Genomic DNA, 25,904 nt, shown 5'->3' with positions numbered 1-25,904 from the left:
CGCTTTATCCCCGTTACCACGTACCAATGGCTGTAGCCGACTTAATACGTACCGGGTAATCAGGGCCAGCGCACTCCCCCAGCCGACCTTCGACGGCTTTTTTGCCGGCGGTCCGGAATCGGGTGATATGGAAATCGAAGGCCAGGCCCTCCGCGAGGCGGGGCTCGCCGTGATCGGGGTCGCCGTCTTCGTCGGGTTTCTCGTCGCCGGGAGCCTCATGGGGGCCGGCGAAGGTGAGCCGATGGGGACCTTCGTGATGGTCGGCGGGATCGTCGCCTTCGTCGTCGTCATGGGCGCGCTGGGGCTGCTCTTTCTGGACGAGGACTAGTCCTCGGCCTCGGCCCGTTCGCGCCAGTCGGTGTGGTCCTCGGCCTCGTCGTCGAGTTTGACCTCGTAGTAGGAGAGCGGGTGTGAGATCGCATCACAGAGATCGTCGGGATTGACACAGTCACCGTAGGCGACCATCGTTGCACAGGCCGGGGCGGTGTACTCGGTCGGGCTGGAATCACCCCGGATGTGATCGGTCTGATAGCGGGTCATCTCCTCGCCAAAGCCCGGGTTCGTCCGATAGAGTTCGACGATCTCGTCGGTCTGCAGGCCGATGTTCGTGAGAAAGGACGTGATCGCAAAGCGGGAGTGATGGGCGAGGTGCTCGCCGGACTGTACCCGGTCGAGCAGGTGTTGCATACAGGGCGGGAACAGTTCCGGCACGACCGTGTCGATCTCCCGCGTGAGATCCAGTTCCGAAAGCGTGTGTTCGATCGCGGTGACGGCCGCGGCCAACTCCGTCGCGATCGAATCGGGGACCGACAGCGGGAGGCCGCTCTCGACTCGCGTTTCCACGGCCTGCTGGAGCAACCGGTCCAGTTCGTCGGCCGTGATCGAAACCCAGCCGTCCGCGAGAACACGGGTCGAGAGTCGCCACTTGCTCGGGCGGAGCGACGCCGCGTAGGTCAGATAGTCGCTGACGGCCATCTCGAATCCCCCGTCGGCCCGGCGGACCGCCGACTTCAGGTCGAACTCCCGGAGGAGCGTCTCCCGGTCCAGCGAGGGGGCCCCGACCGAATTGATCTCCTCGCTATCCGCGAAATCCGCCTGGAACCGCTCGCGGGCGGCCGTGGCCTCCGCCTCGGCGTAGCGCTGTCTCACGATGTTCGCGTCGACGAGCGAGGCGATCACGCGGGCGACGGGATAGGAGAGCAACTCGACCCGGGTCGATCGGGACGCCGGGCCGATCTCCCGATCCGTGAGCGCCCGTTCGACGCGCTCGCGGGCCCGATCGACAACTGCGTCGTCGGTCCGGACAAGCTCCGAGAGGTCCACGCCGGCCTCCTCGACGGCCGCTCTGGCCGCCCGGAGGAACGGATAACGGGCGTGGTAGGCGTCCATCGACGGGAGTTCCCACTCGATGCCGATAAAGGCCTCGCCCGACCACCCGAAAGGCCCTACTCGGCGGGCGGCGAAGGACACCTATGGATCTGGCCCCCGGCACCTGGCGACTCGCCGCGCCGCTTTTGGCTCTCGGCGGGCTCGGGCTCCTTTTCGCCCCGATCTGGGGGCTTCTCGGACTGATACTCGGCGGGTTCGTCGTCTGGTTCCACCGCGACCCGGACCGGGATCCCCCTGATTCGGGCCTCCTGTCGCCGGCCGATGGCACGGTGACGGTGCTCCGTACGGAGGACGATCGGGTTCGCGTGGGCGTGTTCATGAACGTCACTGACGTGCACGTGAACCGGTCGCCGATCGCCGGAGAGATCACCAGCGTCGAACACGTTCCCGGGGGGCACTGGCCGGCGTTCTCGAAGGAGGCAGAGCGAAACGAGCGGCTCCACGTCGACTACGAGGACCTGCGTGTAACACTCATCGCCGGCACCGTGGCCCGGCGGATTCACCCCCACGTCGAGCCCGGGACCGTGGTCTCCCGGGGCGAGCGGATCAGTCACGTCTCCTTCGGAAGCCGGGCCGACGTGCTGCTGCCACCGCGATTCGAGATGGCTGATGTCACCGTCGAGACGGGCGAGACGGTTCGGGCCGGGGAGTCCGTGCTGGCCGACGACCCCCGGCACTGATCCGCGGCTTTTTGTCGGTCGGGGGCGGTCACCGAGATATGAGCGACGGGGGTACCAGGGCCGCGCGGAAGCGACGGGCCGGCGAGCGAGCGGTAGAAATGGTCACGGCGGGTGACGTGGTTGGACTGGGGACCGGAAGCACCGCAGCCTACGCGATCGAAGCCCTTGGCGAGGCGGTCGAGCAGGGCCTGGAAATAGAGGGAATCCCGACCTCCTATCAGTCCCGGGCACTCGCACTCGAGGCGGGCATCCCGCTAACGGCCCTGGACGCCGTCGACGGCATCGACATTGCCATCGACGGGGCAGACCAGGTGGTCGAGGGGCAGTTGATCAAGGGCGGCGGGGCCGCACACGCCCAGGAGAAGATCGTCGACGCGGCGGCCGACCGGTTCGTGGTGGTCGTCGACGACGGCAAACTGGCCGCCGAACTCACCCATCCAGTCCCCGTAGAAGTAGTCCCCGAAGCCCGGCCCACGGCGATGGCCGCGATCAGTGACCTGGGCGGCGAGCCAACCCTCCGGGACGCGGGCCGGAAGGACGGACCCGTGATCACACAGCACGGGAACGTCGTTCTCGACGTTGATTTCGGCCGAATTTCGGACCCAGCGGCGCTGGGAGCCTCGCTCGCTTCGGTGCCGGGCGTGCTAGAGCACGGACTGTTCGTCGATCTCGCGGACGAAATCGTCGTGGGCGGACCCGACGCTGTGCGGGTCCTCGAAACGAACTGAAAAGACGGGTGAGCCGGGTTACAGGTCGCGCGGCTGCACCGTCTTTCGACCGTTCTCCTCGGCGCGACGGGCGGCGTCGGCGAGGAGGTCGTCGACACGCTCGTCGAGCGCGTCGTAGAAGTCAGAGGATACGTTTTTGTCGTCGAGTGCTTCCTTCACGGCGGCTTTGACGATCAGATCTGCCATACGCCTCGTTTTTCCCTACGGCCCGTAATAAACGTTCTCAAATCAAGCAGCATAGAGCCCGAACTGTCCGTACACCGCAAATGCTACGTAAATCGGGCCCGGCTGCAAGCGGTTCCAGAAACGGTGAAACCCCCGATTTCGGCCCAATACAGATCCAACACGGCCGTTTTGTGATTCGAAACGAGCGGAGTCGAGCGGCGAAATCGGCCGACGGAACGGCGATTTTCGACCGCCATCGACGACCGGAGCGGTTTTTTCCACCGGCCCCTAGCCACCGGCTATGGAGCAGATCTCCTTTGGCACCTCGGGGTGGCGGGCGACCCTGGATACGTTCACGAACCGACGGGTTCGGATGGTCGCCCAGGCGACGGCCAGCCACCTCGCGGCCGAGGGGGCGGCCGGCGAGCCAGTCGCGGTGGGCTATGACGCCCGGGAGAGTTCACGGGGCTTCGCCGAGGAGGTCGCCCGCGTGCTCGCGGTCAATGGCCACGACGTGTTGCTCCCCGAGCGGGACGTCCCGACGCCGCTCGTGGCATACGCCATCAGGGACCGAGACCTGGCCGGCGGACTGGTGATCTCGGCCTCGCACAACCCACCGGAGTACAACGGCATCAAGTTCTTCCCGGCGGACGCCGCCCCCGCGATGCCCGAGGTCACGGCGGACATCGAATCGCGGCTCGCGCCGCCGAACCCGGCCCCGGAGGCGGATTGGGGCACCGTCCGGGAAGTGGACTTCCAGGGCCCCCACGCCGAGCACGCGATGGACCTGCTCGATCCGGACCTCTCGGGGCTCTCGATCGTCTATGACGCCATGCACGGCAGCGGTCGCGGCGTCACCGACCAGTTGCTCGAAGCGGCCGGCGCCAGCGTTCGGCGCCGGCGCTGCGAACTCGACGCGGCGTTCGGCGGGACGCCACCGGAACCCAGTCCCGAGAACCTCGCGGGCCTCGCGGAGGCGGTCAGGGAGACCGGCGCCGACCTGGGAATCGCCAATGACGGTGATGCAGACCGGGTCGCGATCGTCACCCCCGAGCGGGGTACCCTCGACGAGAACCTGTTTTTCGCCGCCACCTACGATTACCTGCTCGAAAGCCAGTCCGGACCCGCCGTTCGAACGGTCTCGACGACCTTCCTGATCGATCGGGTGGCCCAGGCCCACGGCGAGGACGTGATCGAGACGCCGGTCGGATTCAAGTGGGTCGCCCAGGCGATGGCGGAGCACGACGCGCTGATGGGCGGGGAGGAGTCCGGCGGCTTCTCCATCCGGGGCCACATCCGGGAGAAAGACGGGGTGCTGATGGGCCTGCTCGCGGCCGCCGTCGAGTCTGAGCAGCCCTTCGACGACCGGCTCGACGAGTTGCGGGCGGAACACGGCGAAATCCACCAGGACAAGGTGAGCGTGGACTGCCCAGACGCGGCGAAGACCCGGGTGATCGACGAACTGGCCGAGTCCCTCCCGGAGACGATCGCCGACCGCGAGGTCGAGTCGGTCAACCCCGCAGACGGCGTCAAGGCGCTCCTCGACGACGGCTCGTGGCTGCTGGTCCGGCCGAGCGGGACCGAACCCAAAATTAGAGTCTACGCCGAGGCCGAAAGCGAAGCCCGGGTCGAGGCCCTCCTCGAGGCCGGTCAGGAGCTCGTCGAACCGCTCGTCTAGTCCGGCTTCTGTTCATCGCCCCCGGACTTTTGCCCCGGCTGGTCGGAGACTGTGGCATGACTCTGCTCGGCTGGGCGACAGCCACGTCGCTTTGGAGTGACGTTCTCGGGGAGTTCCTCGCGGCCCTGCGCGAGTCGCTCCCGCGGTTGTTCTCCGGGCTGCTCTTCGTGAGTCTGGCCTGGGTGGTGATCAAATCGATTTTGGGCGTCCTGCGTCGGGTGCTCGATCGGGCATATCCGGCCGAACAGGACATGATCGTGGACCTCGCGATCGTGATCATCGGCGGGTTGCTCTGGTTCGGGGTGCTGCTCGTCCTGTTGAAGATCCTCGGGATGGGCGAGGTCGCGGCCAGCCTGGGGACCGCCACCGGGTTCATCGCACTTGGAGTGGCCTTCGCGCTCAAGGAGATGATCGCTGACACCGTCGCCGGCGTGTATCTCCTCCGGGATCCCGATTTCAACGTCGGGGATGCCGTGGAGACGGCCTCGATCACGGGGACGATCGTCCGGGTCGACCTCCGAAAGACCCGGATTCGAGCTGCGAGCGGGGACCTGGTCGTCGTCGCGAACCGCGATGTCGAAAAGCGCTGGACCCAGCAAGCCGACCAGCCTTAGCGGTCGGGTTTGTACCCGGAAATGTGCGCCGAGTGAACGAGATCAGTCAGCCCTTCTTCGCCGTACATCTCCCGGACGATCGCGTCACTCTCGGCTTTCGGCCGGACCGAGACCGACTCGAAGCCGGCTCCCTCGATGAGCGACTGGAGGCGCTCGATCGTGACCGCACCCGAGAGACAGCTCGCGTACTGATCGAGGTCAGCGTCGTCCAGTTCGGCCTGCCCGCGCTCGGTCAGCACGATGTCCGAAATCGCGAGTCGGCCACCCGGCTTCAGTACCCGGAAGGCCTCCTCGAACACCCGTGATTTCGACGTGGAGAGGTTGACGACGCAGTTCGAGGTGATGACGTCGACCGAGGCGTCTGACACCGGGAGGGACTCGATCTCGCCGAGCCGAAACTCCACAGTGTCGTGTGGCGAGCGCTCGGCGTTCCGGCGGGCCCGCTCGACCATCTCGGGAGTCATGTCCACGCCGATCACCCGCCCCGTCGGTCCGAGTTCCTGGGCGGCCAGGAAACAGTCGAATCCGCCCCCGGAACCGAGATCGAGCAGCGTCTCGCCCGGCGACAGGTCGGCGATCGAGAGGGGGTTGCCACAGCCAAGCCCGAGGTTCGCCCCCTCGGGAGCCGCCTCGACGCGGGCCGGATCGTACCCCAGCCGCGTCTCGAAGGTCTCCCCGGAGGAATCGCCACAGCACGAGCTACTGCCGGACGAAGAGCCACAACATCCGTCCTCGGCTTCCGGAGAACCAGCTGACCCGGAGGCGATCGCACCGTACCGGTCACGGACGGCACCCCGCTTGTCGCCGGCCGCAGGGGACGTATCTGCCCGGGCGAACTCCCTCTCGCTGTCCAGCGCGTCGAGGAGGCGCTTCGCGCGGTCGGTCACGGAATAGTACCGCCAGCGACCGTCTTTGCGCCGGTCGACGAGCCCGGCCTCGGACAGGCGCTTGAGCGCGCGGCTGGTCGTGCTCTGATCCACGTCGAGATGGGGAGTGAGATCACAGGCACAGACGGGCTCGGGGGCCCCGTCGAGGAGCCGAAGGATTTCGTAACGTGTCTCGGCCCCCATGGCGGCGAGTCGACCGACGTCGGTCTCGATCTCCTCGCGCGTGAGGTCGTGCTCAACGGCTGTACAACACGGCTCGCTCGTGGGTTCGTCGGTGGGCTGCTGGCTCATTTGCGTATTTGTACATATGACCATATGGAAGAAAGGCGTTGTGGTCCCCGGGCCCGGAGGACTGGAGAAGCCGACGCGTCGATTCAGCGATCTCGCCGACCGCGAAGGCGTTTCGCCCCCTCGATCTCGAATCCGGCCTGGCGATAAAACGGTGCAAGCGGCGGGTCGAATTCGGCCGTCAGCGTGCCCCATCGCTCACCCGCCGCGCGGATCAGTGCCGTGCCAATGCCCTGTCCCCGCCGGCCCGGTCGGACCGCGATGGCCTCGATCCGGGTCGAGTCCTCGCATGCGCGGCCGACGAGCGCGCCCAGCACCGTCCCCGCCCTCGATCGGGCGAGAAGTACCTGCTCCGCCCCGATCGCTTGTTCCACGAGGCCGACCTCGATGGCCAGGTCCGCCCCGTCGAGCACGTTCATCACGGCCGCCAGCTCACCCGCCTGGGCCGGTTCGACGATCATCCGCCGCGGACGAGTCGGACGACCTCCACCTCGGCCTCGGTGACGGTGCCATCGGCCGGTTTGGGCTGGCCGTCGACGAACACGCTGGCCTCGTGCGGACTGAGATCGACAGCCGCAAGGAGGTCCCCGTAATCGGGGTCATCGACTGTGACCGTCTCGCTTCCCTCGCCGATCACGTCTACGGTCACCTGCATTGGGCCGGGATATTGGACCGACGATAATAGGGGTGCCGGCTCAGGCCGGGGCGGCCGTGTCCGTGTCGTCAGTGGCCGTCGTTGGCGTTGCACCCGAACCGCGTCGCCGGCGGGCCGAACCCCAGAGTACCGACGCCAGCGCGCCCATCCCCACCAGCAGCGCGGCCAGGACGAACAGGCCACCGATGAGGGGGACGGCCCCGAGGATCGTGAAGAGCAGGAGTCCGAGGCCGAGTGCGTACCACCGGTTCGGCGGGTCGGTCCGCCGGGCCAAAAGCCAGTGGCCGACGGCGTATTCGCCATAGACCACCCCCGCCCAGAGCAGGAAGAGGTAGGCGAAAACGCCCAGCACCGCGAGTGGGATGCCGACGATGGTCACCGCGATGAGCACGAGAACGACCGGAATTCCCAGCAGCGCGAGGAGCCCGACGAGCGCGGAGCGACCGGTCGATTCGGTGGCCCGGGTCGCCACCCCCTCGGAGAACGAAGGGAGGAGGAACAGCAAGACCGCGCCCAGTAGCAGGTTGGCGAAGAGACCATAGACGGCGTCGAGCCAGCCCATCGTCGGCCAGGAGTAGCCAGAGACACCCACTGGCCCGAAGGTGCCGAGTTCGGAGTCCTGGACCACCGACCCGCCGACGGTCGCGCCGGTCTGCTGGGTGAGCGCGCCGTCGTACCGGAGTTCACCGCCGATGACCGCGGTCGGCCCCAGCGTGATCGTCTCGGCCCCCACGTCCGCGTTACCGTCGATCTGCCCCTCGATGCGGACCGACCCGGCACCGGCCGAGAAGTCACCGCCGACCCGGCCCGTCGGCGTGAGGACGAGCGAACCCGTGCCGGCCGAGACACTGCCATCGACGGTGCCGGCGATCCGCAGCGAGCCACTCGCCACGCTCAAATCGCCTTGCACGATCCCTGACTCGGCGACGACCACGTCACCGCCAAAGCCCTCTAGATCGCCAGTGACGGTGCCCCGGACGACGATCGTCCCCGCCATCACCGTGAAGCCCTCGACGGTCTCGTCCGCGTCGACGATCACGGTGCCGCTCATCATCGTCGAGTCGGTGCCCCCACTCTGGGCGACGGCCGGGCCGACTCCAAGACCCAGCGTCAGCAAGACGACGAGGAGGACGACGGCGATTCGACGGCGAGAAGTGTGACGGTTCATGCCTTCATATTAGATTGGACAAACAATAAATATATGCTGACACGAAATGGCAGACCGAAGTCAGCCCGCCACACCGTCTCGGGGACTTTAAGAACACGAGGGACCCAATTCGGGCCATGACAGAGTCCGCGGCCGGGCGCGAGGAGATCTGGGTCGAGAAGTACCGGCCCGAGCGCCTGGACGGCGTGGTCGGCCACGACGCGATCATCTCGCGGGTGCAAAGTTACGTCGAACGGGACGACCTCCCGCACTTGCTCTTTGCGGGGCCAGCCGGGACCGGGAAAACGGCAACAGCCCAGGCCATCGCCAAGGAACTCTACGGCGAGGACTGGCAGGAGAACTTCCTCGAACTCAACGCCTCCGACGAGCGCGGGATCGACGTGGTTCGCGAGCGGATCAAGGATTTTGCCCGCACCTCCTTTGGCGGGTACAACTATCGGATCATCTTCCTTGATGAGGCTGACGCGCTTACACAAGACGCTCAATCAGCGCTTCGGCGCACGATGGAGCAGTTCTCGAAGAACACCCGCTTCATCCTCTCCTGTAACTACTCCTCGAAGATCATCGACCCGATCCAGTCCCGCTGTGCCGTCTTCCGGTTCTCGCCGATCGACGACGCGGCTGTGATCGACCGGATCCGTGAGATCGCCGAGATCGAGGACATCGAGTTCACCGAGACGGGGTTGGAGGCCCTGGCGTATGCCGCCGACGGGGACATGCGACGGGCCATCAACGCACTGCAGGCCGCCGCAGCGTCCGGCGGCGTCGTCGACGAGGAGGCCGTCTACGCGATCACGAGCACCGCTCGCCCCGAAGAGATCGAGGCGATGATCGAGCGGGCCCTCGACGGGGACTTCACGGGGGCGCGGGCGCGACTGGTCGAGTTGATCACCGAGCGGGGCCTGGCCGGCGGGGACATCATCGATCAGCTCCACCGCTCGGTCTGGGAGTTCGATCTGGACGAGGCGGCCGCCGTGCAGCTTATGGACCGGCTGGGCGAGGCCGATTACCGCATCAGTGCCGGGGCCAACGAGCAGGTCCAGCTCGAAGCGCTGTTGGCGTCGGTCGCGCTGGCCGCCAACGACGGGCAGTAACACGGTCCCGGAACTGTTTTACCCCAGCATCGGCCACTACCCTGCAATGAGCGACCTCGAGGAGGCCTACCGTCTCGAATACTTCGAGACGGAGGACTTTGTCCGGAAGCAGTGTTCGGAATGCGGGAGCTTCTTCTGGACTCGCGATCCCGACCGGGAGACCTGCGGGGAGCCCCCCTGTGACGAGTACGAGTTCATCGACAACCCCAGCCTCGACCGGGAGTACACCCTCGAGGAGATGCGCGAGAAGTTCCTCTCCTTCTTCGAGGCCCACGGCCACGAGCGTATCGAACCCTACCCAGTGGCCGCGAACCGCTGGCGGGACGACGTGTTGCTCACCCAGGCCTCGATCTATGACTTCCAGCCCCTCGTGACCAGCGGGAAGACCCCGCCACCGGCGAATCCGCTGACGATCAGCCAGCCCTGCATCCGGATGCAGGACATCGACAACGTGGGCAAGACGGGTCGACACACGATGGCCTTCGAAATGATGGCCCATCACACCTTCAACGTCCGCGAGGACGCAGAAGAGGAGTACGCCTACGACGGCGAGGTCTACTGGAAGGACGAGACCGTCGAACTCTGTGATGAGTTCTTCGTCGAGATGGGTGTGGACCCCGAGGAGATCACCTACATCGAGGACCCGTGGGTCGGCGGGGGCAACGCCGGCCCGGCCTTCGAGGTCCTGTACCGCGGGGCGGAACTCGCCACGCTCGTCTTCATGTCGATGGAGCAGGACCCCGAGGGCGAGTACGAGATGAAAGACGGCAACCGCTACAGCCCGATGGACACCTACATCGTGGACACGGGCTACGGGCTGGAGCGGTGGACCTGGGTGAGCCAGGGGACACCCACCGTCTACGAGGCGATCTACCCCGAGATGATCGAGTTCCTCAAGGAGAAGGCGGCGATCGAACTCACCGCAGAGGAGGAGGCACTGATCCATCGGGCCTCCAAACTCGCCGGCCGACTCGACATCGACGAGGTCGAGGACGTGGACGCCGCCCGGGAGACGATCGCCGCGGAGCTAGACGTCGATGCCGCCTACATCGACGAGCTCATGTCGCCCCTGGAGGACATCTACGCGATCGCCGATCACGCCCGCACGCTCGCATACATGTTCGGGGACGGGATCGTCCCCTCGAACGTCGGCACGGGGTATCTGGCCCGGATGGTCCTCCGTCGCACCGTCCGGCTCCTCGAATCGGTCGACATCGAGGTTCCGATCGCCGACCTGGTCGACATGCAGGCCGAGCGCCTGGAGTATCAGAACCGGGAGACGATCCGGGACATCGTCGAGTCGGAGGTCGAGAAGTACCAGGAGACCCTCGAACGGGGTGGCCGACGGGTGCGCCAACTCGCCGAGGACCACGCCGAGTCCGGCACGCCGATCCCCGAGGCGGCCCTCGTGGAGCTCTATGACTCGCATGGCATCCAGCCGGACATGGTCGAGGAGATCGCCGCCGAGTACGGCGTCGCGGTCGAGACCCCCGATAACTTCTACGGTCTCGTCGCCGAGCGACACGACAAGGAGGGCGGGGAGACGGCCCAGGAGACCCGCGATTCGCGGTTTGGCGATTTGCCCGAAACCGAACGGCTCTACTACGACGACCAGTACCGGACCGAGTTCGAGGCCATCGTCCTCGACGTCTTCGAGCGCGAGGACGGCTACGACGTGGTCCTGGATCAGACCATGTTCTACCCCGAAGGCGGGGGCCAGCCGGCCGACCATGGAACCCTCTCGACCGGCGAAACCAGTGTCGATGTCCGTGACGTGCAGATCGAGGACGGCGTGATCCGCCACCACACGGACGACAACCCCGGCAAGGGCGAGTTCGTGACCGGCCAGATCGACGTGGAGCGCCGGCGACGCTTAATGCGCCATCACACCGCCACCCACGTGGTCATCGACGCCGCCCGGTCGGTCCTGGGCGATCACGTCCGACAGGCCGGAGCCCAGAAGGGCACGGATTCCTCGCGAATCGACATTCGGCACTTCGAGCGACTGGACCGGGAGACGATCGAGGAGATCGAGCGGCGGGCGAACCGGACCGTGATGGAGGACCTCCACGTCCATCAGGAGTGGCCGGACCGCCACGAAGCCGAGGAGACCTACGGCTTCGACCTCTACCAGGGTGGCATTCCGGCCGGGCAGAACATCCGCCTGATCCACGTCGGCGAGGACGTACAGGCCTGTGGCGGGACCCACGTCGCTCGCACGGGCGAGATCGGCGCGATCAAGATCCTCTCGACCGAACGGGTACAGGACGGGGTCGAGCGACTCACCTTCGCCGCCGGCGAGGCTGCGATCGAGCACGTCGAGTCGATGGAGCGGGATCTCCTGGCGGCTGCAGCAACCTTCGACGTCTCGCCGGCCGACGTGCCGGCGACTGCCGAACGCTTCTTCGAGGAGTGGAAGGAACGCGGCAAGCAGATCGAACACCTGAAAGAACAACTCGCAGAGGCCCGGGCCGCCGGAGCCGAGAGCGGCGAACGGGTCTCGGTCGGGGACTGGGAGGCCGTGATCAAACGCCTGGACGTGGACATGGACGAACTCCGGGCGACGGCCAACGCCCTCGCCGAGGACGGCACGATAGCGGTGGTCGCAAGCGGCGTCGACGGGGCGCAGTTCGTCGTCGCCGCACCGGACGGCGCCCCGGTCAATGCCGGTGCGGTCGTCTCCGAACTCGCCAGTCGAGTCGGCGGCGGCGGGGGTGGCCCGGCTGACTTCGCACAGGGCGGCGGGCCGAACGTCGACGCGCTGGACGAGGCCCTGGAGGCAGTGCCCGAACTCCTGCAGTCACGGGCCGAAGCCAACTAGGCGCGGTCGATATCGAGTTCGTCCTGGAGGTCCTCGAACGCCGACGACTCGGAGAGTTCCTCGAGCCGTTCCTTGAAGTGGTCCTCACAGAGTCCGACCCGGACACCGTCGGATTCGACGGTGACGTCGGCGGTGCGCCCACAGTAGTGACACTCCATACGAGACTCAAACGGCCCGAGCACCCTGAACCTCACGGCTCGGGCGAAATCCGGGCCGCGATGGATTCGTAGTCCGGCCGATCGAGGCCGGCTGCCCCGAGTTCGGTGCCGTGGGCGTCGCTCCCGCCAGTCACCAGCAGGTCGTGTTCCTCGATAGCCGATTCGAGCAGCGACTGGTCCACCACGTCACGCCCGTAGGGATAGTACCGTTCGACCGCATCGAGCGGGCCACAGCGGGCGAGCGCGGCGGCCGGGTCGGCGTACCGAAACGGGTGGGCCAGGCTGAGCAGGTCCGCGGCCCCCGAGAGGAGTTCGACGCCCCGGTCGAAATCCGGGATCGCCCGCGGAACGAAACAGGGGCGGTCGGTCCCGATCAGTTCCTGGAACACCCCCTCGACCGCCTCGTAGTCCGTCTCCGGGTGTTCGACCACCGCCCGGGCGATGTGTGGGCGACCGGTTCGGCCGTCGATTTCGAGCTCGAGGCTGCAGCCCAACTCGGCCTCCAGGCAATCCACGATCTCGTGGGCCCGCTCACGGCGATTCCGGGCCAACCGCTCGGTCTCAGCCCGGAGTTCCGGCGTCGGGTCGAGGCCATAGCCCAGCAGATCGATCCGCTGGGTCGGGGTCTCGACCCGCAACTCGATGCCGTGCACGATGGTCACGCCGTCGCGCTCGACGACCGGAGCCTCGAGGGCGGGATGGGGCCGATCGTGGTCGGTCACGCCCACCACAGCCACGGACCCAGCCCTGGCGGCCCGCGGCACCGCCTCGATGGAGAGGGTGCCATCGGAGTTCTCGGTGTGGACGTGGAGATCCGCATAGACCATACCGAACCGGGAACGGGCGAGTGCATACGCCTTTCGCCGGCGGAAATCGCCGATACATTGATAACCACACCCACACAAGTTGTGGGTACACTTCCCATGTCACTAGGTGCGTACGACGAGCAGGAGCACGAGCGGCGTGAGCGGAAGAACTCGACCGTCGACCTCTCGGAGGCGGACACCCGGTCGAACTATCACGGCTCGGTCGAGTTCGACTCGGGGGAGTCCGCCGAGGCGCTGCTCGATCAGTTCCACGAGATCAGCGACGAGTGATCGTCCCCAGCGTTTTCCCGTTCGGGCCCCAGGTCCGGGCATGACCCAGACGTGTGATGGGTGTGGCGTCGAGATATCCGTCGCCGGCGGCATCGCGAACATCTGGTCGACGGAGCCGACTCACACGAGCGGCATGACCCTGGAACTACCCGACGGGTCCGAGCACCTGCTCTGTTTTGACTGCATCGAGGCCCTGCCCGAGGAAGCGACGGCGGCCGACGTCGAGGCACTCGACGACTCGACGTAGCTCAGAAGAACGAGACGCCGTAGGCCAGGACGGAGCCGAGCATCAGTATGACCAGAAACAGTGCCATGAGTTGTTCGCGGTCCATACGAAGTGCTACTCCTGGAGCGAGTTAGCCGTTTCCCTGTCCCCACCGGGCCGTCGAACACAGGCTCCCGTCACTCGATCGTGGCGTCGAGCACGACGTGGGTGACGCCCTCGCTGTGAGTTTTGACCCGCCTCCGGTCGATGTCGAGCACGGTTCGGCCGGCTGTCTCGGCGGCGGCTTCCAGGCGTTCGACCGGGCGATCCCAGAGCAGGGCGTCGGGGGTGGCCTCGTGCATGTGAACTGTTCCGCCGGGTGCCAGAACTGCCATGGCCGGGTCGAGGTACTCGGAGGCGTCGTAGTAGCCCATCACGATTCGGTCGTACTGTTCGCCCGCCTCGGCGCGAACGGACACGACCTCGCGACAATCCCCCAGTATGAGTTCCAATCGGTCTGTCACGTCGTTGAGCCGGGCGTTCTCCGAGAGGTACTGGAAGGCCGTGGGGTTCTTCTCGACGGCCGTGACCTGCGCACCGGCCCGGGCCATCGGGAGCGAGAAGTAGCCGATGCCCGCAAACATGTCGAGGACGCGTTCGCCCGCCTCGACGACCTCCCCCATGCGAGCCCGTTCGGTCTTGTTCCCGGGCGCGAACATCACCCGAGCGAGATCCAGGGCGTACTTCGTCCCGTGTTCGGTGTGGACGGTCTCGGTGTCGCCCGACCCGGCCACGACTTCGACTGTGGGCTCGCGTTTCTCGCCCGCGATCCCCGCCCGGTGGAGGACGGTGTCCGCGCCGCGATGGAGCTCCAGAAGCGCCTCGGCCACGGCCTCGCGACGCTCACACTCCCCGAACTGGACGAGGATCACGTCGCCGATAACCGCCCAGGAACTCGGCGCCGCCTCGATCTCCGCGGGCGAGAACCCACGCGCTTCGAGCAGGGTCGGGAGATCCGGCGCTCGGGGCTCCGGATCGACCTGTTCGATCACGTCCCGGACCCGGGTGGCAGCCGGGGGATCGGTGATCGGGATCGCAACCGTCTCGTCGTCCTGTTCCACCAGGCGACGGCTCTCGTCGTGAATGCCTTCCTCCTGCAGCGAGGCGATGGCGACCTCGACGTCCGGTTTCGCGACGACTGCGGCGAGATTACTCATTGTCGGGGAGGACATAGAGGTCACCGTCAATGCGAATCACGGAGACGGTTGCGGCGTCGGCGTCGAAGTACGACGGACGAGAGACAGTTCGAGTCTCGGCGGTCGCGGGATCGAGCACCTGGACCGCATGTTCGTCGAGCACGGCCACGACCGTCGTCTCGGCGGCGTCCTCGCGGTTGCCCACCAGTTGGGCGTCGGGCACTCGACCGTCGTCGAAGGCAATTTCGTATGGCTCCCCACTCCCCAGTTCCACTCCCTTGAGGTTGCCCCGCACGCCCTGGACCAGCACCGGGCCGGTGGCCTCGGGCACCGTGATGACGTCCCCGGGCCGGAAGGCCGGCAGTCGCACGGCGTAGGTGACGCGGTAGACCTCGTTGCCGTCGCCGTCCTCGGTCACCAGGGTCTCGGAGTCGGAAATCGAGCCGCCGAACTCCTCGCGGAGTTTCGTGGCCACCCGCCGCCCGAGTTTGGTGGTCGAGAGTTTGATGTTCGGACCGTGTCCCGAGTCGTTGACTTCCGTGACGAAGGCCTCGCGGTCGCCGCCCTCGGCCATCTCGGTCGTGATCTCGTGGGCCAGTTCCACGGCCCGGTCGGCTTCCTCAGATCGAGGGGTGCGGCCACTCGCCCGGACCTGGACGATGCTCGCATAGGAGTTGCCCGCGATGCGCCCACACCGGCGACAGGTGCCCCGGCCGATCGCGACCCGGATCGGTCGCTCGACGGTGAGTTCGCGGCCGCGCACCACGCCCGTGAAGGTCGCGTGCAGCACGATGGTGTTGCGGTCGATCTGTTCGGGCTCGACCGTCCAGGAGACGTCCTCGGCGTCCCGATGGACCGAGACGGCCGCCGTGGCCTCCTCGATCGCCACGTCAGTGAGGTCACGCGCGCCCACGTCGACCCACTTCTCGCCGCGCTTGACCGCCCCACATCGGGCACAGACGGTCACTTCGACGGTTTCGGGGGCCGAGAGGAGATCGAAGTCTTCGAGATAGCAGTCCGTACAGAGCCCGCGCTCCGAGGCCGCAGCCTGCTCGGGGTCGACGGGCGAACCACAGCGGGGACAGAAGACCCCGGACTCGGTCGTCATTGGCCCGGGGTAGGCCGTGGAGGCTGTTAAGTGGCCCGCGATGGGCCGGAAGGGGTTTCTACCTCGATGTGCAAACACCGATCACATGGAGTGGAAATCGGACTGGGGACTGCGATTGCGAATGGGAGTGACGATGTTCCTCCTGTTTGCCCTCTACATCGTCTTCGCCGGCGTGATCACCGCCTATCTGGGCGGCGGCGCGACCATGATGTTGCTCTTCTTCGGCGGGTTCTCGCTGGTCCAGTGGTTCTTCAGCGACAAACTCACCCTCTGGAGCATGGGCGCAAAAGAGGTCACCCAGGAGGAGTACCCACAGCTACACGCCACGATCTCGCGGCTCTCACAGCAGGCAGACCTGCCAAAGCCCAAAGTGGCCGTCGTCGACTCCCAGGTGCCAAACGCCTTCGCGACCGGCCGCTCGAAGAACCACGCCGCCGTCGCGGTGACGACGGGGATCATGCAGACCCTCGACGAGGACGAGCTAGAGGGAGTCCTCGCTCACGAACTCTCCCACATCAAGAACCGCGATATGGCCGTGATGACGATCGCCTCGTTCCTCTCGACGATGGCCTTTATCGTCGTTCGCTGGGGGTGGCTGTTCGCCGGCGGCCGGAACCGACAGGGCGGGGGAGCCCCGGTCTTCGTGGCGATCGCCGTGTCCATCGTGGTCTGGATCATCTCCTTCCTTTTGATCCGGGCTCTCTCGCGATATCGCGAGTACGCGGCGGATCGCGGGGCCGCGATGATCAGCGGCAAGCCGTCGAAACTCGCCTCGGCGTTGCTGAAAATAGACACCCGGATCGATCGGGTTCCCAAGGAGGATCTCCGGGACGAGGCCGAGATGAACGCCTTTTTCATCATCCCGATCAAGGCCGGGATCGTCGGCAAACTCTTCAGCACCCACCCCAGCACCGAGAACCGGGTCGAACGGCTGCGCGAACTCGAACGGGAACTGGAGACGGCCTGAGATGGGCCTGTTCGATAGATTTCGGCGGCTCTTCGGGAGCCAGGCCGAGGCGGATGCCACCCGGGACGCCGACCCGGACGATCTCTTCCAGTTGAGTGCGGCCTCGGTCACGATGACCGTCGACCTGGATTATGACCCCGGCGACACCGCCGGCCTGGTCTTCTCGGCGATGGACTCGACGGACTTCCAGGGCGCGCTGCGGGACGTCGAAGCCGTCCTGGAGGGATCGGGCTGGTCGAGTGTTCACGAGGACGACCACGGGTACACCTGGGCCGTGGCGACCCGCGACGGCTTCGAGGAACTCGTCGCCGACATCTACGTGGCCGCCGACACGCTCGCCGACCGGGGCTACGGCGACCGACTCCTCGCCGCCGTCTTTCACTTCGAGCCCCAATCAGGTGACCAGGACGTGTACTGGATCTACTCCTTCCGTCGTGGCTCGTTTTACCCCTTCGTGCCCAGCGGCCCGTCCTCGCGGGACGACGCCCGCGAGGTCAAACTCCAGTCGGTGATGGACGAGGAACTCGACGTGGAGGAAGACACCCAGTACTGGTATCCACTCTGGCCCGACCGGCGGGGGGCCCATCCCTGGGAGTGACCGGCCGACCCGTTCTTTCCCGATAAACGTTCCCGTTTGGTTCGATCTGTCACACTTCCCTCGGGCGATTTCACTTTCACTTTGGTGTTTACGAGGGTTTATCCCCCGGGCCGAGCAATCCAAGAGCATGGCAAGTGACGCGGATCTCGAGGAGCTGCCAGGAGTCGGGCCGGCGACAGCTGACAAACTCAAGGACGCCGGGTTCGAGTCCTACCAGGGACTCGCGGTCGCCTCCCCGGGCGAACTGTCGAATACGGCCGACGTGGGCGAGTCGACGGCGGCGGACATCATCAACGCGGCCCGCGAGGAGGCCGACGTGGGTGGTTTCGAGACCGGGAGTGACGTTCTCGAACGCCGCGAGCAAATCGGGAAGCTCTCCTGGATGGTCGATGAAGTAGACGAGCTCCTGGGTGGGGGCAGCGAGACCCAGTCCATCACCGAGGTTTACGGCGAGTTCGGGTCCGGGAAGTCCCAGATCACCCACCAGCTCTCCGTGAACGTCCAGCTCCCCGAGGAACACGGGGGGCTCGCGGGCAGCGCGATCTTCATCGACAGCGAGGACACCTTCCGCCCCGAGCGGATCGACGACATGGTTCGGGGGCTGCCCGATGACACCCTCGAGGCGACGATGGAACAGCGCGAGATCGAGGGCGGACCGGACGACGAGGCGGCGATGGAGGAATTAGTCGAGGACATCCTCGACAAGATCCACGTCGCGAAGGCCTTCAACTCCAACCACCAGATCCTGCTGGCCGAGAAGGCAAAGGAGGTCGCCTCCGAGGCCGAGGACAGCGAGTGGCCGGTTCGGCTGCTCAACGTGGACTCGCTCACCGCCCACTTCCGGGCCGAATACGTCGGTCGCGGAGAACTCGCGGACCGCCAGCAGAAGCTCAACAAACACCTGCACGACCTGATGCGGATCGGGGATCTCTACAATACTGCCGTCCTTGTGACCAACCAGGTTCAGTCGAATCCCGACGCCTTCTTCGGTGACCCGACCAAGCCGATCGGCGGTAACATCCTGGGACACACCTCCACGTTCCGGATCTACCTCCGGAAGTCAAAAGGGGACAAACGCATCGTCCGACTCGTCGACGCACCAAACCTCGCGGACGGCGAGGCCGTGATGCGTGTGGAAGACGGGGGCCTCAAGCCCGAATAACGCCGTTTTCTCCGTTTTCGAGTTCGCTCCGGGCGGGCAACCCGTTTTGATATACTAAAGGGTTTCTCTATGGCCGGGGGGTTCCTACAATGTTGGAATGAAAATGCATTACTACACTCGCACCCGTAGGGTCTCTGTGGTGAAAACAGAATGACCGGCTATGCAATCGTCCTCGCCTCCGAGGAGTTCGAGCGAGTACAGGCAGTGAGTATGATCGGAAGCGTCGCTGCCTCCTCCGATGTCCCCGTCGAGGTGTTCGTGACGATGAACGGACTCAACGCCTTCGAGAAGGACACGGTCGAGAACCTGGACTTCGAAGGCGGTCGGGTCGCCGAAGCGATGCTGGCGGCCGAGGACCAGCAGAGCCCGCTTTTCACCGAGCAGCTGGAGAAGGCAAAGGCCATCGGCCCGCTCTCGGTGTACGCCTGTGAGATGGCCATGGACGTGCTCGGCAACGACCTCGACGATTACGTCGACGTCTTTGACGACACGCTGGGCGTCTCCGGCTTCCTGAATCGCGCACAAGACAAACAGATCATCTTCGTCTAACAACACAACACAACAATGAGCGAATCCATCGAAGCTGACGAAACGGTAGACGCACGCGGCTCGGCCTGCCCGGGCCCCCTCATGGACCTGATCGGCAAGATCAAAGACGTCGAGGAGGGCACAGTCGTGGCCCTGCTGACCGGCGACGAGGGCTCGAAGAACGACGTCCCCGAATGGGTCGAAGAGGCGAACCACGAACTCCTCGACATCGACGATAACGGGGAGTACTACACGATCTACGTGAAAAAGACCTGATATGACGGCGCGAATCGTCATCGTCGGGGGCGGGAGCGGTGGCACGATCACCGCGAACCGCCTGGCCGAGAAGCTCGAACCGGAAGTCGAGGCCAACGAGGTCGAGATCACGATCGTCAGTGACAACCCGAACCACATCTACAAGCCGCTGTATCTGTACGTGCCGTTCGGGGAGGCGACCCTCGAGGACGCTAGCCGACCGCTGGTCGACCTGGTCGACCACCGGGTGAACCTGGTCTACGAACACGTCACCGAGATCGACACGGACGGCAAGTCCATCGCGACGGCCGCCGGGTCCGAACTCGAGTATGACTACCTCGTGATGGCGACCGGCGCGATCCCCCAGCCCGAGGAGACACCCGGGCTCGGGGACGGCGAGCCGGGCCATCACTTCTACGGCCCTGAGGCCGCCGAGGACCTCCGGACGGCCCTGGCGAACTTCGACGAGGGGCATCTCGTCCTCTCGGTCATCGGCACGCCACACGTCTGTCCGGCGGCGCCGGTGGAGTTCCCCATGATCGTCGACCAGTGGTTCCGGGAACGCGGCGTCCGCGAGGACATCGACATCACGTACACCTACCCCATCCAGCGCCTCCACGGGGTTCGCCCCACGGCGGAGTGGATGGTGCCACGCTTCGAGGAGCGTGACATCGACTCGGAGACGTTCTTCAACGTCGACAGCGTCGAGGACGGCACGATCGAGACCCTCGAGGGCAAGGAACTGGACTTCGACCTCATGGTCGGGGTCCCCGAGTTCACCGCGTCCTCGCTCGTGCAGGACGCCGGTCTCGGCGAGGAGTGGATGGAAGTCGACCGTCACACCCTCGAATCCGACCACGCCGAGGACGTCTATGGCATCGGCGACGTAACCAACCTCCCGACCAGCAAGGCCGGCAGCGTGGCCCACTACGCGTCCGGCACGCTGGTCTCCCGGATCGCGAGTGAGGTCCGCGGACAGGTCCCCACCGCCACCTTCGACGGCAAGACGATCTGTTTCATCGAGGCCGGCACGGAGGAGGGCACCTTCATCGAGTTCGCGTACGACCGCGAGCCCGTGGTGCGGGACGAGAACCGCTTCCTCCACTGGTCGAAACTGGGATACAACGAGGCCTACTGGCTCACCGCCAGAGGGGTGATGTAAATGGGAGACGACATGGACGAACTCGAAGCCGAGTCCGAAGCGATTCAGGAGGCGGCCGACGCGATGGTCGAACTCCAGCAGGACGGAACACTCGATGACCTCACCGAGGCGGCCACGGCCATCTCGCTTCTGGCCGACGCCCTCGACGACGAGATGGTCGTCGAGGTCGCCGGGCTGGCGAACGACCTAGGCCTGGTCGCCGGGAGCGCGAGTCAGACGAACACGATTCGCACGCTCCAGGCCATGATGGACGCGATGGACGAGGCCGACACCTTCGAGGATCCCGAGAAGGTCGGCATGATGGGCGCGATGCGGAAAATGCGTGACGAGGACGTCCAGCGGGGACTCGGATTCCTGATGGCCTTCCTCGGCGCGCTCGGTCGACAGATCGACCGCCGCGCCGACGCCTACGAGCAGTCCTAGGCTCTTACTCCGAGATTTCGGTCGTTTCCGGGTCGCGCTCGCCGCGATAGATCTCGATACCGTCCTGGACGACTTTCTCCGCGAGCACCGCACACTTGATCCGCATGGGGCTGATGTCCCCGCCGAGCATCTCGGTCATGTCGTCCCGATCCATCGCCTCGACGTCCGCGAGCGTCATCCCCGGCAGTCGCTCCCCGAGCATGCTCGCCGCGGCCTGGCTGATGGCACAGCCCTCACCGTGGAAGGTCGCCGCCTCGATGGTCTCGCCGTCCGCGGCGAGTTCGACGTCGAACTCGATCTCGTCCCCACAGGAGGGGTTGTACCCCCGGTGACTGAAGGTCGGGGAGTCGAGTTCGCCGTAGTTGCGGGGGTTCTTGTAGTGATCCAGGATCTGCTGGCGGTACATGTCCGATCCCATACTCATGATTACACGGGAGTAGGCGAGCGGGGTACAAGGGTGCTACGGAGGGCCGAATCTACGCGAACAGTTCCCGGGCCGTGTCCAGACCCTCAAGGAGCACGTCGACCTCCTCGGTGGTGTTGTAGACATAAAAGGAAGCCCGGGCCGAGGCGGGAATGCCGAGACAGTCATGCAGTGGTTGCGTACAGTGGTCGCCGGCCCGAACGGCCACGCCGGCCTCGTTCAGGATCGAGGAGAGGTCGTGTGGGTGGACCCCATCGAGGGTGAACGAGACGAGCCCGCCACGGTCCTCACCAGGCGGCGGCCCATACACCGTCACGTCGTCCCGTTCCGCCAGCCGCTCGTGGGCGTACTGGGTGAGCTGCTCCTCGTGGGCCTGCACGCGGTCCATCCCGAGGTGATCCAGGTAATCGGCCGCCTCGGCCAGCCCGACCCCCTCGGCGATGGGTGGTGTCCCGGCTTCGAACTTCCAGGGCAGTTCGGCCCAGGTCGCCCCGTCCAGGGTGACCCGCTCGATCATGCCGCCGCCGAACTGGAAGGGCTCCATCGACTCCAGCAACGACTCCCGGCCGTAGAGCACGCCGATGCCGGTCGGGCCGGCCATCTTGTGCCCGGAGAAGGCATAGAAATCCACGTCGAGGGCGGCCACGTCCACCGGCCGGTTCGGCACGGCCTGGGCCCCATCGCCCAGGATCAGGGCGTCGTGCTCGTGGGCCATATCCGCGAGCGTGGACAGCGGGTTGACCGTACCCAGCGTGTTCGAGACGTGGGGCACACTCACCATCTCGACGTCGTCGTCGATCAACTCGGCGGCCCGCTCCAGGTCGAGTCGCCCATGGTCGTCGATCGGGATGTGTCTGACCTCCGCGCCGGTCCGCTCGGCCATCTGTGTCCAGGGGACCAGCGAGGCGTGATGGTCCATCTCCGTGAGAACCACGGCGGTCCCGGGTTCGAGGTGTTCCCGACCCCAGGCCTGGGCGGCCAGATTCATCGACGCCGTCGTGTTCTTCGTGAAGACGATCTCCTCGCGGCCCGCGGCCCCGATGAAGCGGGCGATCCGGTCGTGGGCCTCCTCGTACTCGATCGAGGCCTCCATCGAGAGCTGGTGGATGCCCCGATGGACGTTCGCGTTGTACGTCCGGTAGTACTCGTTCATCGCCTCGATGACCGAGGTGGGGGACTGGGTCGTCGCCGCGTTGTCCAGATAGACCAGTGGCGTGTCCTCGCCGACCGTCCGGGAGAGGATCGGGAAGTCCGCGCGCACGGCCTCGACGTCAAGTCCCTGGTGCTCCGTGGCCGTCATTGGGCCTCGATTGGGGACCGATCCCCAAGTGTCTCCCGGTGGGCTCGGGCGAACATCCCCGTATCACAATACTTTACCCGCCGAGTGGCGAAGTTCGGCCAACGAGGCCGCGTTGAGACTACTATGAGCGAACTCGACACACTCCCGGAACAGGACGTCGTGGGAACGGACTGGGACTACCTCATCGTGCTGGACGCGGCCCGCTATGACACCTTCGAGCGGATCTACGAGGAGTACCTGGACGGCGAGCTGACGAAAGTCCGCAGTCCGGGCTCTGCAACGCCCGAATGGGCGACCAAGACCTTCACCGGCAACCACGAGTTGACCTATCTCTCGGCGAACCCCTTCATCAACAGCCTGGGCATCCCGCTCAACGAACTCAAGTGGGGGGCCTCCTCGGGCTACGAGTGGACCGCCACCGAGCACATCGACACCATCGTGGACCTCTGGCAGGAGGAGTGGGACGAGGACATCGGTGCGGTCACGCCGGGAGCGGTAACCGAGTCGGCTCGCAAACATCTGAACGAGGGGTATGACGGCCGCCTGGTCGTCCACTACCTCCAGCCCCACGCCCCGTTCATCCAGGAGGGGACCGGCCGGAAGATGAAGCGGATCAAGGCCGGCTTCGACGACGTGCCAGCGAGCGGCAACGCAAGCGAGACCGACCCGGAGACCCTGCGAGGACGGTTCCGGCGCTGGATCGAACCGAAACTGGGCGACAGCGAACTGGCCCAGCGACTCGGGATGCTCGTCGAACTCGACGCCGCGAGCGCCACCGACCTCGTGAGCGGCGGCATCGAGGACACGCTCCGGGAGTACTACGAGGGGAACCTCCGACTCGCCCTGGCGGAGGTCGAGAAACTCGTCGAAGAACTGGACGGCGAGGTCGTCGTGACCGCCGACCACGGGGAGGCCTTCGGCGAGCAGGGCGTCTGGGAGCATCACATCGAGACGTACATCCCGCCACTGATCGAGGTCCCCTGGCTTCGCGTGGAGTGATGTCGATCGAGGGGCCGCGGGCGGTCGCCGGCTGGTTCGATTCCGGTGGTGAGCGAGTGTGAGACGCCGGCAGGTCGCGTTCATCGGATTTCTCGGCTCGCTCGCGGTGATGGGAGTATTGCTCTCCTTCGTCGGGATCGAACGCATCGGACAGGCCCTCTCGGCAGCGAACCCCCAACTGGTCGGACTGGTCGCAGCCTTCGGGCTCGCGCAGGTCGCCGCCTGGGGCCTCTCCCTTCGCACGGTCCTTGGATCTCTCGGCGTGTCCGTCAGCCGTCCCAAGGGGATCGCCCTGTACGCCTCGGCGATGTTCGCGAACAACGTCACGCCGTTCGGTCAGGCGGGGGGCGAGCCAGTAACCGCCTACGTGATCAACCGGGTGACCGACACGCGCTACGAATCGGCGCTCGCGGCCATCGCGACCGTCGATGCGGCCCACATTTTCACCTCGATCTCGATCGCGGTCTTCGGCGCCGTTTTGACCGTCACCGTCTTCTCGCCGAACCGCAAGCTGACTCAGGTCGTGCTGGCCGTGTTCGGGATTGCGGCCCTGCTCACGGCCCTGGCCGGAATCGGACTGCGGTATCGGCGGTCGATTCTCGAACGGATCGAGTCCCCGATTCAGCGGGGTCTCCACCGACTCGGCGAGGCGCTCCCGGCGGCCGCCTCCCGGTTCCTGCAGGCGGCCCGGAAGCGCTATGTCGCGTTCAGGGCCGATCTGGGCCGGGTGGCGTCGAACCGGGTGACCCTCGTCACGGCGCTTGGCTTTTCGAGTGCCGGCTGGCTCTTCGAGGTCGGGGCACTCGCGGTCGCGCTGTGGGGCCTGGGCGGCCCAGTCCCACTCGCGACGCTGTTGATCGTCATCCCGGTCGGAAAACTCGCCGGCTTCATGCCCCTCCCCGGCGGGTTCGGGAGCATCGAGGCCACACTCGTGGCGCTTTTGGTGGCCACGACGCCGGTCGACAGCGGCCTGGCGACCGCCGCCGTGTTGCTCCACCGGGCGGCGACCTACTGGCTGCCCACGCTTTTGGGCGGCGGCGTCTCACTCACCCTGGGTGCGCGGGCCCGGTTAGATTAGCTACAGTCGGAGATACTGGGCGTGGCGGGTCTCGCCCACGTCGAGGACTCGCTCCTCGTCGACGAATCCCTCCTCGATGGCCAGGGCCACTGACTCCCGACCGACGAGGTTCGCGATCGTCGCCCGCGAGAGGGCCGCCACGACGGTCTCGGTCTCGACTGGCTCACCGCCGTAGAAGTCCTCGGTGACCTCGATGGAGACCGAACCGTCCTCGAAGGTCTCGCCCAGCACCTCGGCGTCACAGACCGTGACCAGCAGCCCCTGGTCCGTCCGTCGTTCCGAGAGGATCATTCCTGCTGGACCAGGCGCTCCTCTTCGGCTTCCTGCATCTCCGTTGCGGTCTCGCGCATCTCGGCGGCCTCCTCGTCGCGTTCGAGGCCTTCGAGGGCCCGGGCCTTCTCCTCGTACACGGCGGATTCGGTAAAGCCCAGGCGGATCGCGTTGTCCAGACACTCCAGGGCGTCCTCGTGGCGACCCTGCTCGACCTGAATAAATCCGAGGTTGTACCACGCCTGCGGGACCCGTCGGTCGGCCTTGACGGCGTCCTCGGCGTGCTCGAAGGCGGGCTCGGTCTCGCCGCGCTCCCAGAGCGCGTAGGCCAGGTTCGTATGGGCCAGGGCGGCGAACTCGCCGTCCTCGTCGACGTGCAACGCCTCGCGATGGGCGGAGACGGCGGCGTCCCACTCCTCGAGTTCACCGTGGGCGATCCCTTTGCTGACCCAGGCCTCTGCCTCGCGGGTGTCGTCCTCGGCGTACCGGGCGGCCCGCTCGAAGGTCTCGACGGCCTGCTCGTGGCGGTTGATCGACATGTACTCGATGCCGACGTCGATGAGTTGATCGGCATCAACCTCGTCGGCGGCGATGTTCCGGTCATCGAGCAGGTCCGTGAGCGCCCGGGAGTCTACCGGGTCGACCTGGGTGGGGTCGTCGACGTCGAGTTCCGGTGGGTCCAGGTCGAAGCCCTCGTAGGGCTCCTCGAATCCCTGCCCCGAAGAGAACTCGTGTCGCTCGTCGTCCTCAGTCATGTCGTCGGATATGAGAGACGGAGGGTTAAGGCCACCGGCCCGCGAAACGCCG

General features: G+C 66.1%; 32 protein-coding genes. 18 read left to right on the top strand and 14 right to left on the bottom strand.

Going from position 1 to position 25,904, the window contains the following annotated elements:
* Positions 1-127 precede the first annotated feature (127 nt).
* Complete coding sequence (locus tag RH831_RS03390; protein WP_310552869.1) at positions 128-328, top strand: hypothetical protein; 201 nt, start codon at positions 128-130, stop codon at positions 326-328.
* Here RH831_RS03390 and priL read toward each other — a convergent pair.
* Positions 325-1,389, bottom strand: a complete 1,065-nt coding sequence (priL, locus tag RH831_RS03385; protein ID WP_310552868.1) for a DNA primase regulatory subunit PriL — start codon at positions 1,387-1,389, stop codon at positions 325-327. The two genes, RH831_RS03390 and priL, sit on opposite strands and share 4 nt — an antisense overlap.
* Before the next feature lie 83 nt (positions 1,390-1,472).
* Between priL and RH831_RS03380 the strand changes: the two genes are divergently transcribed.
* Both RH831_RS03380 and rpiA read left to right on the top strand, forming a co-directional pair.
* Positions 1,473-2,069, top strand: a complete 597-nt coding sequence (locus RH831_RS03380; RefSeq protein WP_310552867.1) for a protein sorting system archaetidylserine decarboxylase — start codon at positions 1,473-1,475, stop codon at positions 2,067-2,069.
* A gap of 38 nt (positions 2,070-2,107) precedes the next feature.
* Positions 2,108-2,797: a ribose-5-phosphate isomerase RpiA gene (rpiA, locus tag RH831_RS03375; RefSeq protein WP_310552866.1), complete on the top strand. Its 690-nt coding sequence runs from the start codon at positions 2,108-2,110 to the stop codon at positions 2,795-2,797.
* Between the two features lie 18 nt (positions 2,798-2,815).
* Here rpiA and RH831_RS03370 read toward each other — a convergent pair whose 3' ends face one another.
* Positions 2,816-2,983, bottom strand: coding sequence for a DUF1931 family protein (locus RH831_RS03370; protein ID WP_070365810.1), 168 nt, complete (start codon positions 2,981-2,983; stop codon positions 2,816-2,818).
* A gap of 280 nt (positions 2,984-3,263) precedes the next feature.
* Between RH831_RS03370 and RH831_RS03365 the strand changes: the two genes are divergently transcribed.
* The gene (locus RH831_RS03365; RefSeq protein WP_310552865.1) at positions 3,264-4,640 is read left to right on the top strand and encodes a phosphoglucomutase/phosphomannomutase family protein; all 1,377 of its coding nucleotides are present in this window, start codon (positions 3,264-3,266) and stop codon (positions 4,638-4,640) included.
* Between the two features lie 56 nt (positions 4,641-4,696).
* The gene (locus tag RH831_RS03360; protein WP_310552863.1) at positions 4,697-5,254 is read left to right on the top strand and encodes a mechanosensitive ion channel domain-containing protein; all 558 of its coding nucleotides are present in this window, start codon (positions 4,697-4,699) and stop codon (positions 5,252-5,254) included.
* Here the strand turns inward: RH831_RS03360 and arsM are convergent.
* The 4 genes from arsM to RH831_RS03340 all read right to left on the bottom strand — a co-directional run bounded on the left by arsM (position 5,251) and on the right by RH831_RS03340 (position 8,252).
* Positions 5,251-6,432 carry an arsenite methyltransferase gene (arsM, locus tag RH831_RS03355; protein ID WP_310552861.1) on the bottom strand — a complete coding sequence of 394 codons (1,182 nt, stop codon included), beginning with the start codon at positions 6,430-6,432 and terminating at the stop codon, positions 5,251-5,253. The two genes, RH831_RS03360 and arsM, sit on opposite strands and share 4 nt — an antisense overlap.
* Before the next feature lie 83 nt (positions 6,433-6,515).
* The gene (locus RH831_RS03350) at positions 6,516-6,890 is read right to left on the bottom strand and encodes a GNAT family N-acetyltransferase (RefSeq protein ID WP_310552860.1); all 375 of its coding nucleotides are present in this window, start codon (positions 6,888-6,890) and stop codon (positions 6,516-6,518) included.
* Complete coding sequence (locus tag RH831_RS03345; RefSeq protein ID WP_310552859.1) at positions 6,887-7,084, bottom strand: ubiquitin-like small modifier protein SAMP2; 198 nt, start codon at positions 7,082-7,084, stop codon at positions 6,887-6,889. The genes RH831_RS03350 and RH831_RS03345 overlap by 4 nt, the downstream gene beginning before the upstream one ends.
* A 40-nt stretch (positions 7,085-7,124) precedes the next feature.
* The gene (locus RH831_RS03340; RefSeq protein WP_310552858.1) at positions 7,125-8,252 is read right to left on the bottom strand and encodes a polymer-forming cytoskeletal protein; all 1,128 of its coding nucleotides are present in this window, start codon (positions 8,250-8,252) and stop codon (positions 7,125-7,127) included.
* Between the two features lie 116 nt (positions 8,253-8,368).
* Between RH831_RS03340 and RH831_RS03335 the strand changes: the two genes are divergently transcribed.
* Together RH831_RS03335 and alaS are read left to right on the top strand one after the other, a co-directional pair.
* Entirely contained in the window at positions 8,369-9,346 is a 978-nt protein-coding gene (locus RH831_RS03335) for a replication factor C small subunit (protein ID WP_310552857.1), read from the top strand.
* Between the two features lie 46 nt (positions 9,347-9,392).
* Entirely contained in the window at positions 9,393-12,167 is a 2,775-nt protein-coding gene (gene alaS, locus RH831_RS03330; RefSeq protein WP_310552856.1) for an alanine--tRNA ligase, read from the top strand.
* Here the strand turns inward: alaS and RH831_RS03325 are convergent.
* Together RH831_RS03325 and RH831_RS03320 are read right to left on the bottom strand one after the other, a co-directional pair.
* A complete protein-coding gene (locus RH831_RS03325) occupies positions 12,164-12,325 on the bottom strand; it encodes a DUF6757 family protein (protein ID WP_310552854.1) in 162 nt (53 codons plus the stop codon). The two genes, alaS and RH831_RS03325, sit on opposite strands and share 4 nt — an antisense overlap.
* A 32-nt stretch (positions 12,326-12,357) precedes the next feature.
* Positions 12,358-13,152, bottom strand: coding sequence for a PHP domain-containing protein (locus RH831_RS03320; protein WP_310552853.1), 795 nt, complete (start codon positions 13,150-13,152; stop codon positions 12,358-12,360).
* Between the two features lie 96 nt (positions 13,153-13,248).
* Between RH831_RS03320 and RH831_RS03315 the strand changes: the two genes are divergently transcribed.
* The gene (locus RH831_RS03315) at positions 13,249-13,422 is read left to right on the top strand and encodes a DUF5786 family protein (protein WP_310552852.1); all 174 of its coding nucleotides are present in this window, start codon (positions 13,249-13,251) and stop codon (positions 13,420-13,422) included.
* Between the two features lie 40 nt (positions 13,423-13,462).
* Positions 13,463-13,669 carry a hypothetical protein gene (locus tag RH831_RS03310; RefSeq protein WP_310552850.1) on the top strand — a complete coding sequence of 69 codons (207 nt, stop codon included), beginning with the start codon at positions 13,463-13,465 and terminating at the stop codon, positions 13,667-13,669.
* 155 nt (positions 13,670-13,824) lie between these two features.
* Here RH831_RS03310 and RH831_RS03305 read toward each other — a convergent pair whose 3' ends face one another.
* Together RH831_RS03305 and RH831_RS03300 are read right to left on the bottom strand one after the other, a co-directional pair.
* Positions 13,825-14,844 (bottom strand): class I SAM-dependent methyltransferase family protein, encoded by a 1,020-nt coding sequence (locus RH831_RS03305; protein WP_310552849.1) that lies wholly within the window; start codon positions 14,842-14,844, stop codon positions 13,825-13,827.
* Positions 14,837-15,931 (bottom strand): 60S ribosomal export protein NMD3, encoded by a 1,095-nt coding sequence (locus RH831_RS03300; RefSeq protein WP_310552848.1) that lies wholly within the window; start codon positions 15,929-15,931, stop codon positions 14,837-14,839. Before RH831_RS03300 ends, RH831_RS03305 begins: the two co-directional genes overlap by 8 nt.
* 85 nt (positions 15,932-16,016) lie before the next feature.
* On the opposite strand from RH831_RS03300, the gene htpX reads away from it, so the two are divergent.
* From htpX to RH831_RS03265, 7 genes are all read left to right on the top strand, one after another.
* Positions 16,017-16,898 (top strand): zinc metalloprotease HtpX, encoded by an 882-nt coding sequence (gene htpX, locus RH831_RS03295; protein WP_310552847.1) that lies wholly within the window; start codon positions 16,017-16,019, stop codon positions 16,896-16,898.
* A 1-nt stretch (position 16,899) separates the two neighbouring features.
* Positions 16,900-17,496, top strand: a complete 597-nt coding sequence (locus RH831_RS03290) for a PspA-associated protein PspAB (protein WP_310552846.1) — start codon at positions 16,900-16,902, stop codon at positions 17,494-17,496.
* A gap of 127 nt (positions 17,497-17,623) precedes the next feature.
* A complete protein-coding gene (radA, locus tag RH831_RS03285; RefSeq protein WP_070365824.1) occupies positions 17,624-18,658 on the top strand; it encodes a DNA repair and recombination protein RadA in 1,035 nt (344 codons plus the stop codon).
* Between the two features lie 150 nt (positions 18,659-18,808).
* Entirely contained in the window at positions 18,809-19,207 is a 399-nt protein-coding gene (locus RH831_RS03280; RefSeq protein WP_070365825.1) for a DsrE family protein, read from the top strand.
* Between the two features lie 15 nt (positions 19,208-19,222).
* Positions 19,223-19,462 (top strand): sulfurtransferase TusA family protein, encoded by a 240-nt coding sequence (locus tag RH831_RS03275; protein ID WP_070365826.1) that lies wholly within the window; start codon positions 19,223-19,225, stop codon positions 19,460-19,462.
* Between the two features lies 1 nt (position 19,463).
* A complete protein-coding gene (locus RH831_RS03270) occupies positions 19,464-20,603 on the top strand; it encodes an FAD/NAD(P)-binding oxidoreductase (RefSeq protein WP_310552845.1) in 1,140 nt (379 codons plus the stop codon).
* Entirely contained in the window at positions 20,604-21,026 is a 423-nt protein-coding gene (locus tag RH831_RS03265) for a DUF1641 domain-containing protein (RefSeq protein ID WP_070365828.1), read from the top strand.
* A 4-nt stretch (positions 21,027-21,030) separates the two neighbouring features.
* On the opposite strand, the gene RH831_RS03260 is transcribed toward RH831_RS03265, so the two are convergent.
* Positions 21,031-21,450 (bottom strand): iron-sulfur cluster assembly scaffold protein, encoded by a 420-nt coding sequence (locus RH831_RS03260; RefSeq protein WP_310552844.1) that lies wholly within the window; start codon positions 21,448-21,450, stop codon positions 21,031-21,033.
* Positions 21,451-21,502: 52 nt separating this feature from the next.
* Complete coding sequence (locus tag RH831_RS03255; protein WP_310552843.1) at positions 21,503-22,750, bottom strand: cysteine desulfurase; 1,248 nt, start codon at positions 22,748-22,750, stop codon at positions 21,503-21,505.
* A gap of 123 nt (positions 22,751-22,873) precedes the next feature.
* Here RH831_RS03255 and RH831_RS03250 point away from each other — a divergent pair, with 123 nt between their 5' ends.
* The gene (locus tag RH831_RS03250; RefSeq protein ID WP_310552842.1) at positions 22,874-23,749 is read left to right on the top strand and encodes a hypothetical protein; all 876 of its coding nucleotides are present in this window, start codon (positions 22,874-22,876) and stop codon (positions 23,747-23,749) included.
* Between the two features lie 58 nt (positions 23,750-23,807).
* Positions 23,808-24,827: a lysylphosphatidylglycerol synthase transmembrane domain-containing protein gene (locus tag RH831_RS03245; RefSeq protein ID WP_310552841.1), complete on the top strand. Its 1,020-nt coding sequence runs from the start codon at positions 23,808-23,810 to the stop codon at positions 24,825-24,827.
* Here RH831_RS03245 and RH831_RS03240 read toward each other — a convergent pair whose 3' ends face one another.
* Together RH831_RS03240 and RH831_RS03235 are read right to left on the bottom strand one after the other, a co-directional pair.
* A complete protein-coding gene (locus RH831_RS03240) occupies positions 24,828-25,118 on the bottom strand; it encodes a DUF424 domain-containing protein (protein WP_310552839.1) in 291 nt (96 codons plus the stop codon).
* The gene (locus tag RH831_RS03235; RefSeq protein ID WP_310552837.1) at positions 25,115-25,852 is read right to left on the bottom strand and encodes a tetratricopeptide repeat protein; all 738 of its coding nucleotides are present in this window, start codon (positions 25,850-25,852) and stop codon (positions 25,115-25,117) included. Before RH831_RS03235 ends, RH831_RS03240 begins: the two co-directional genes overlap by 4 nt.
* Positions 25,853-25,904 lie beyond the last annotated feature (52 nt).

Origin of the sequence: Halodesulfurarchaeum sp. HSR-GB, from assembly GCF_031432215.1 — an archaeon.
GTDB lineage: Archaea > Halobacteriota > Halobacteria > Halobacteriales > Halobacteriaceae > Halodesulfurarchaeum.
This window is presented reverse-complemented; position numbering and strand designations above follow the sequence as displayed.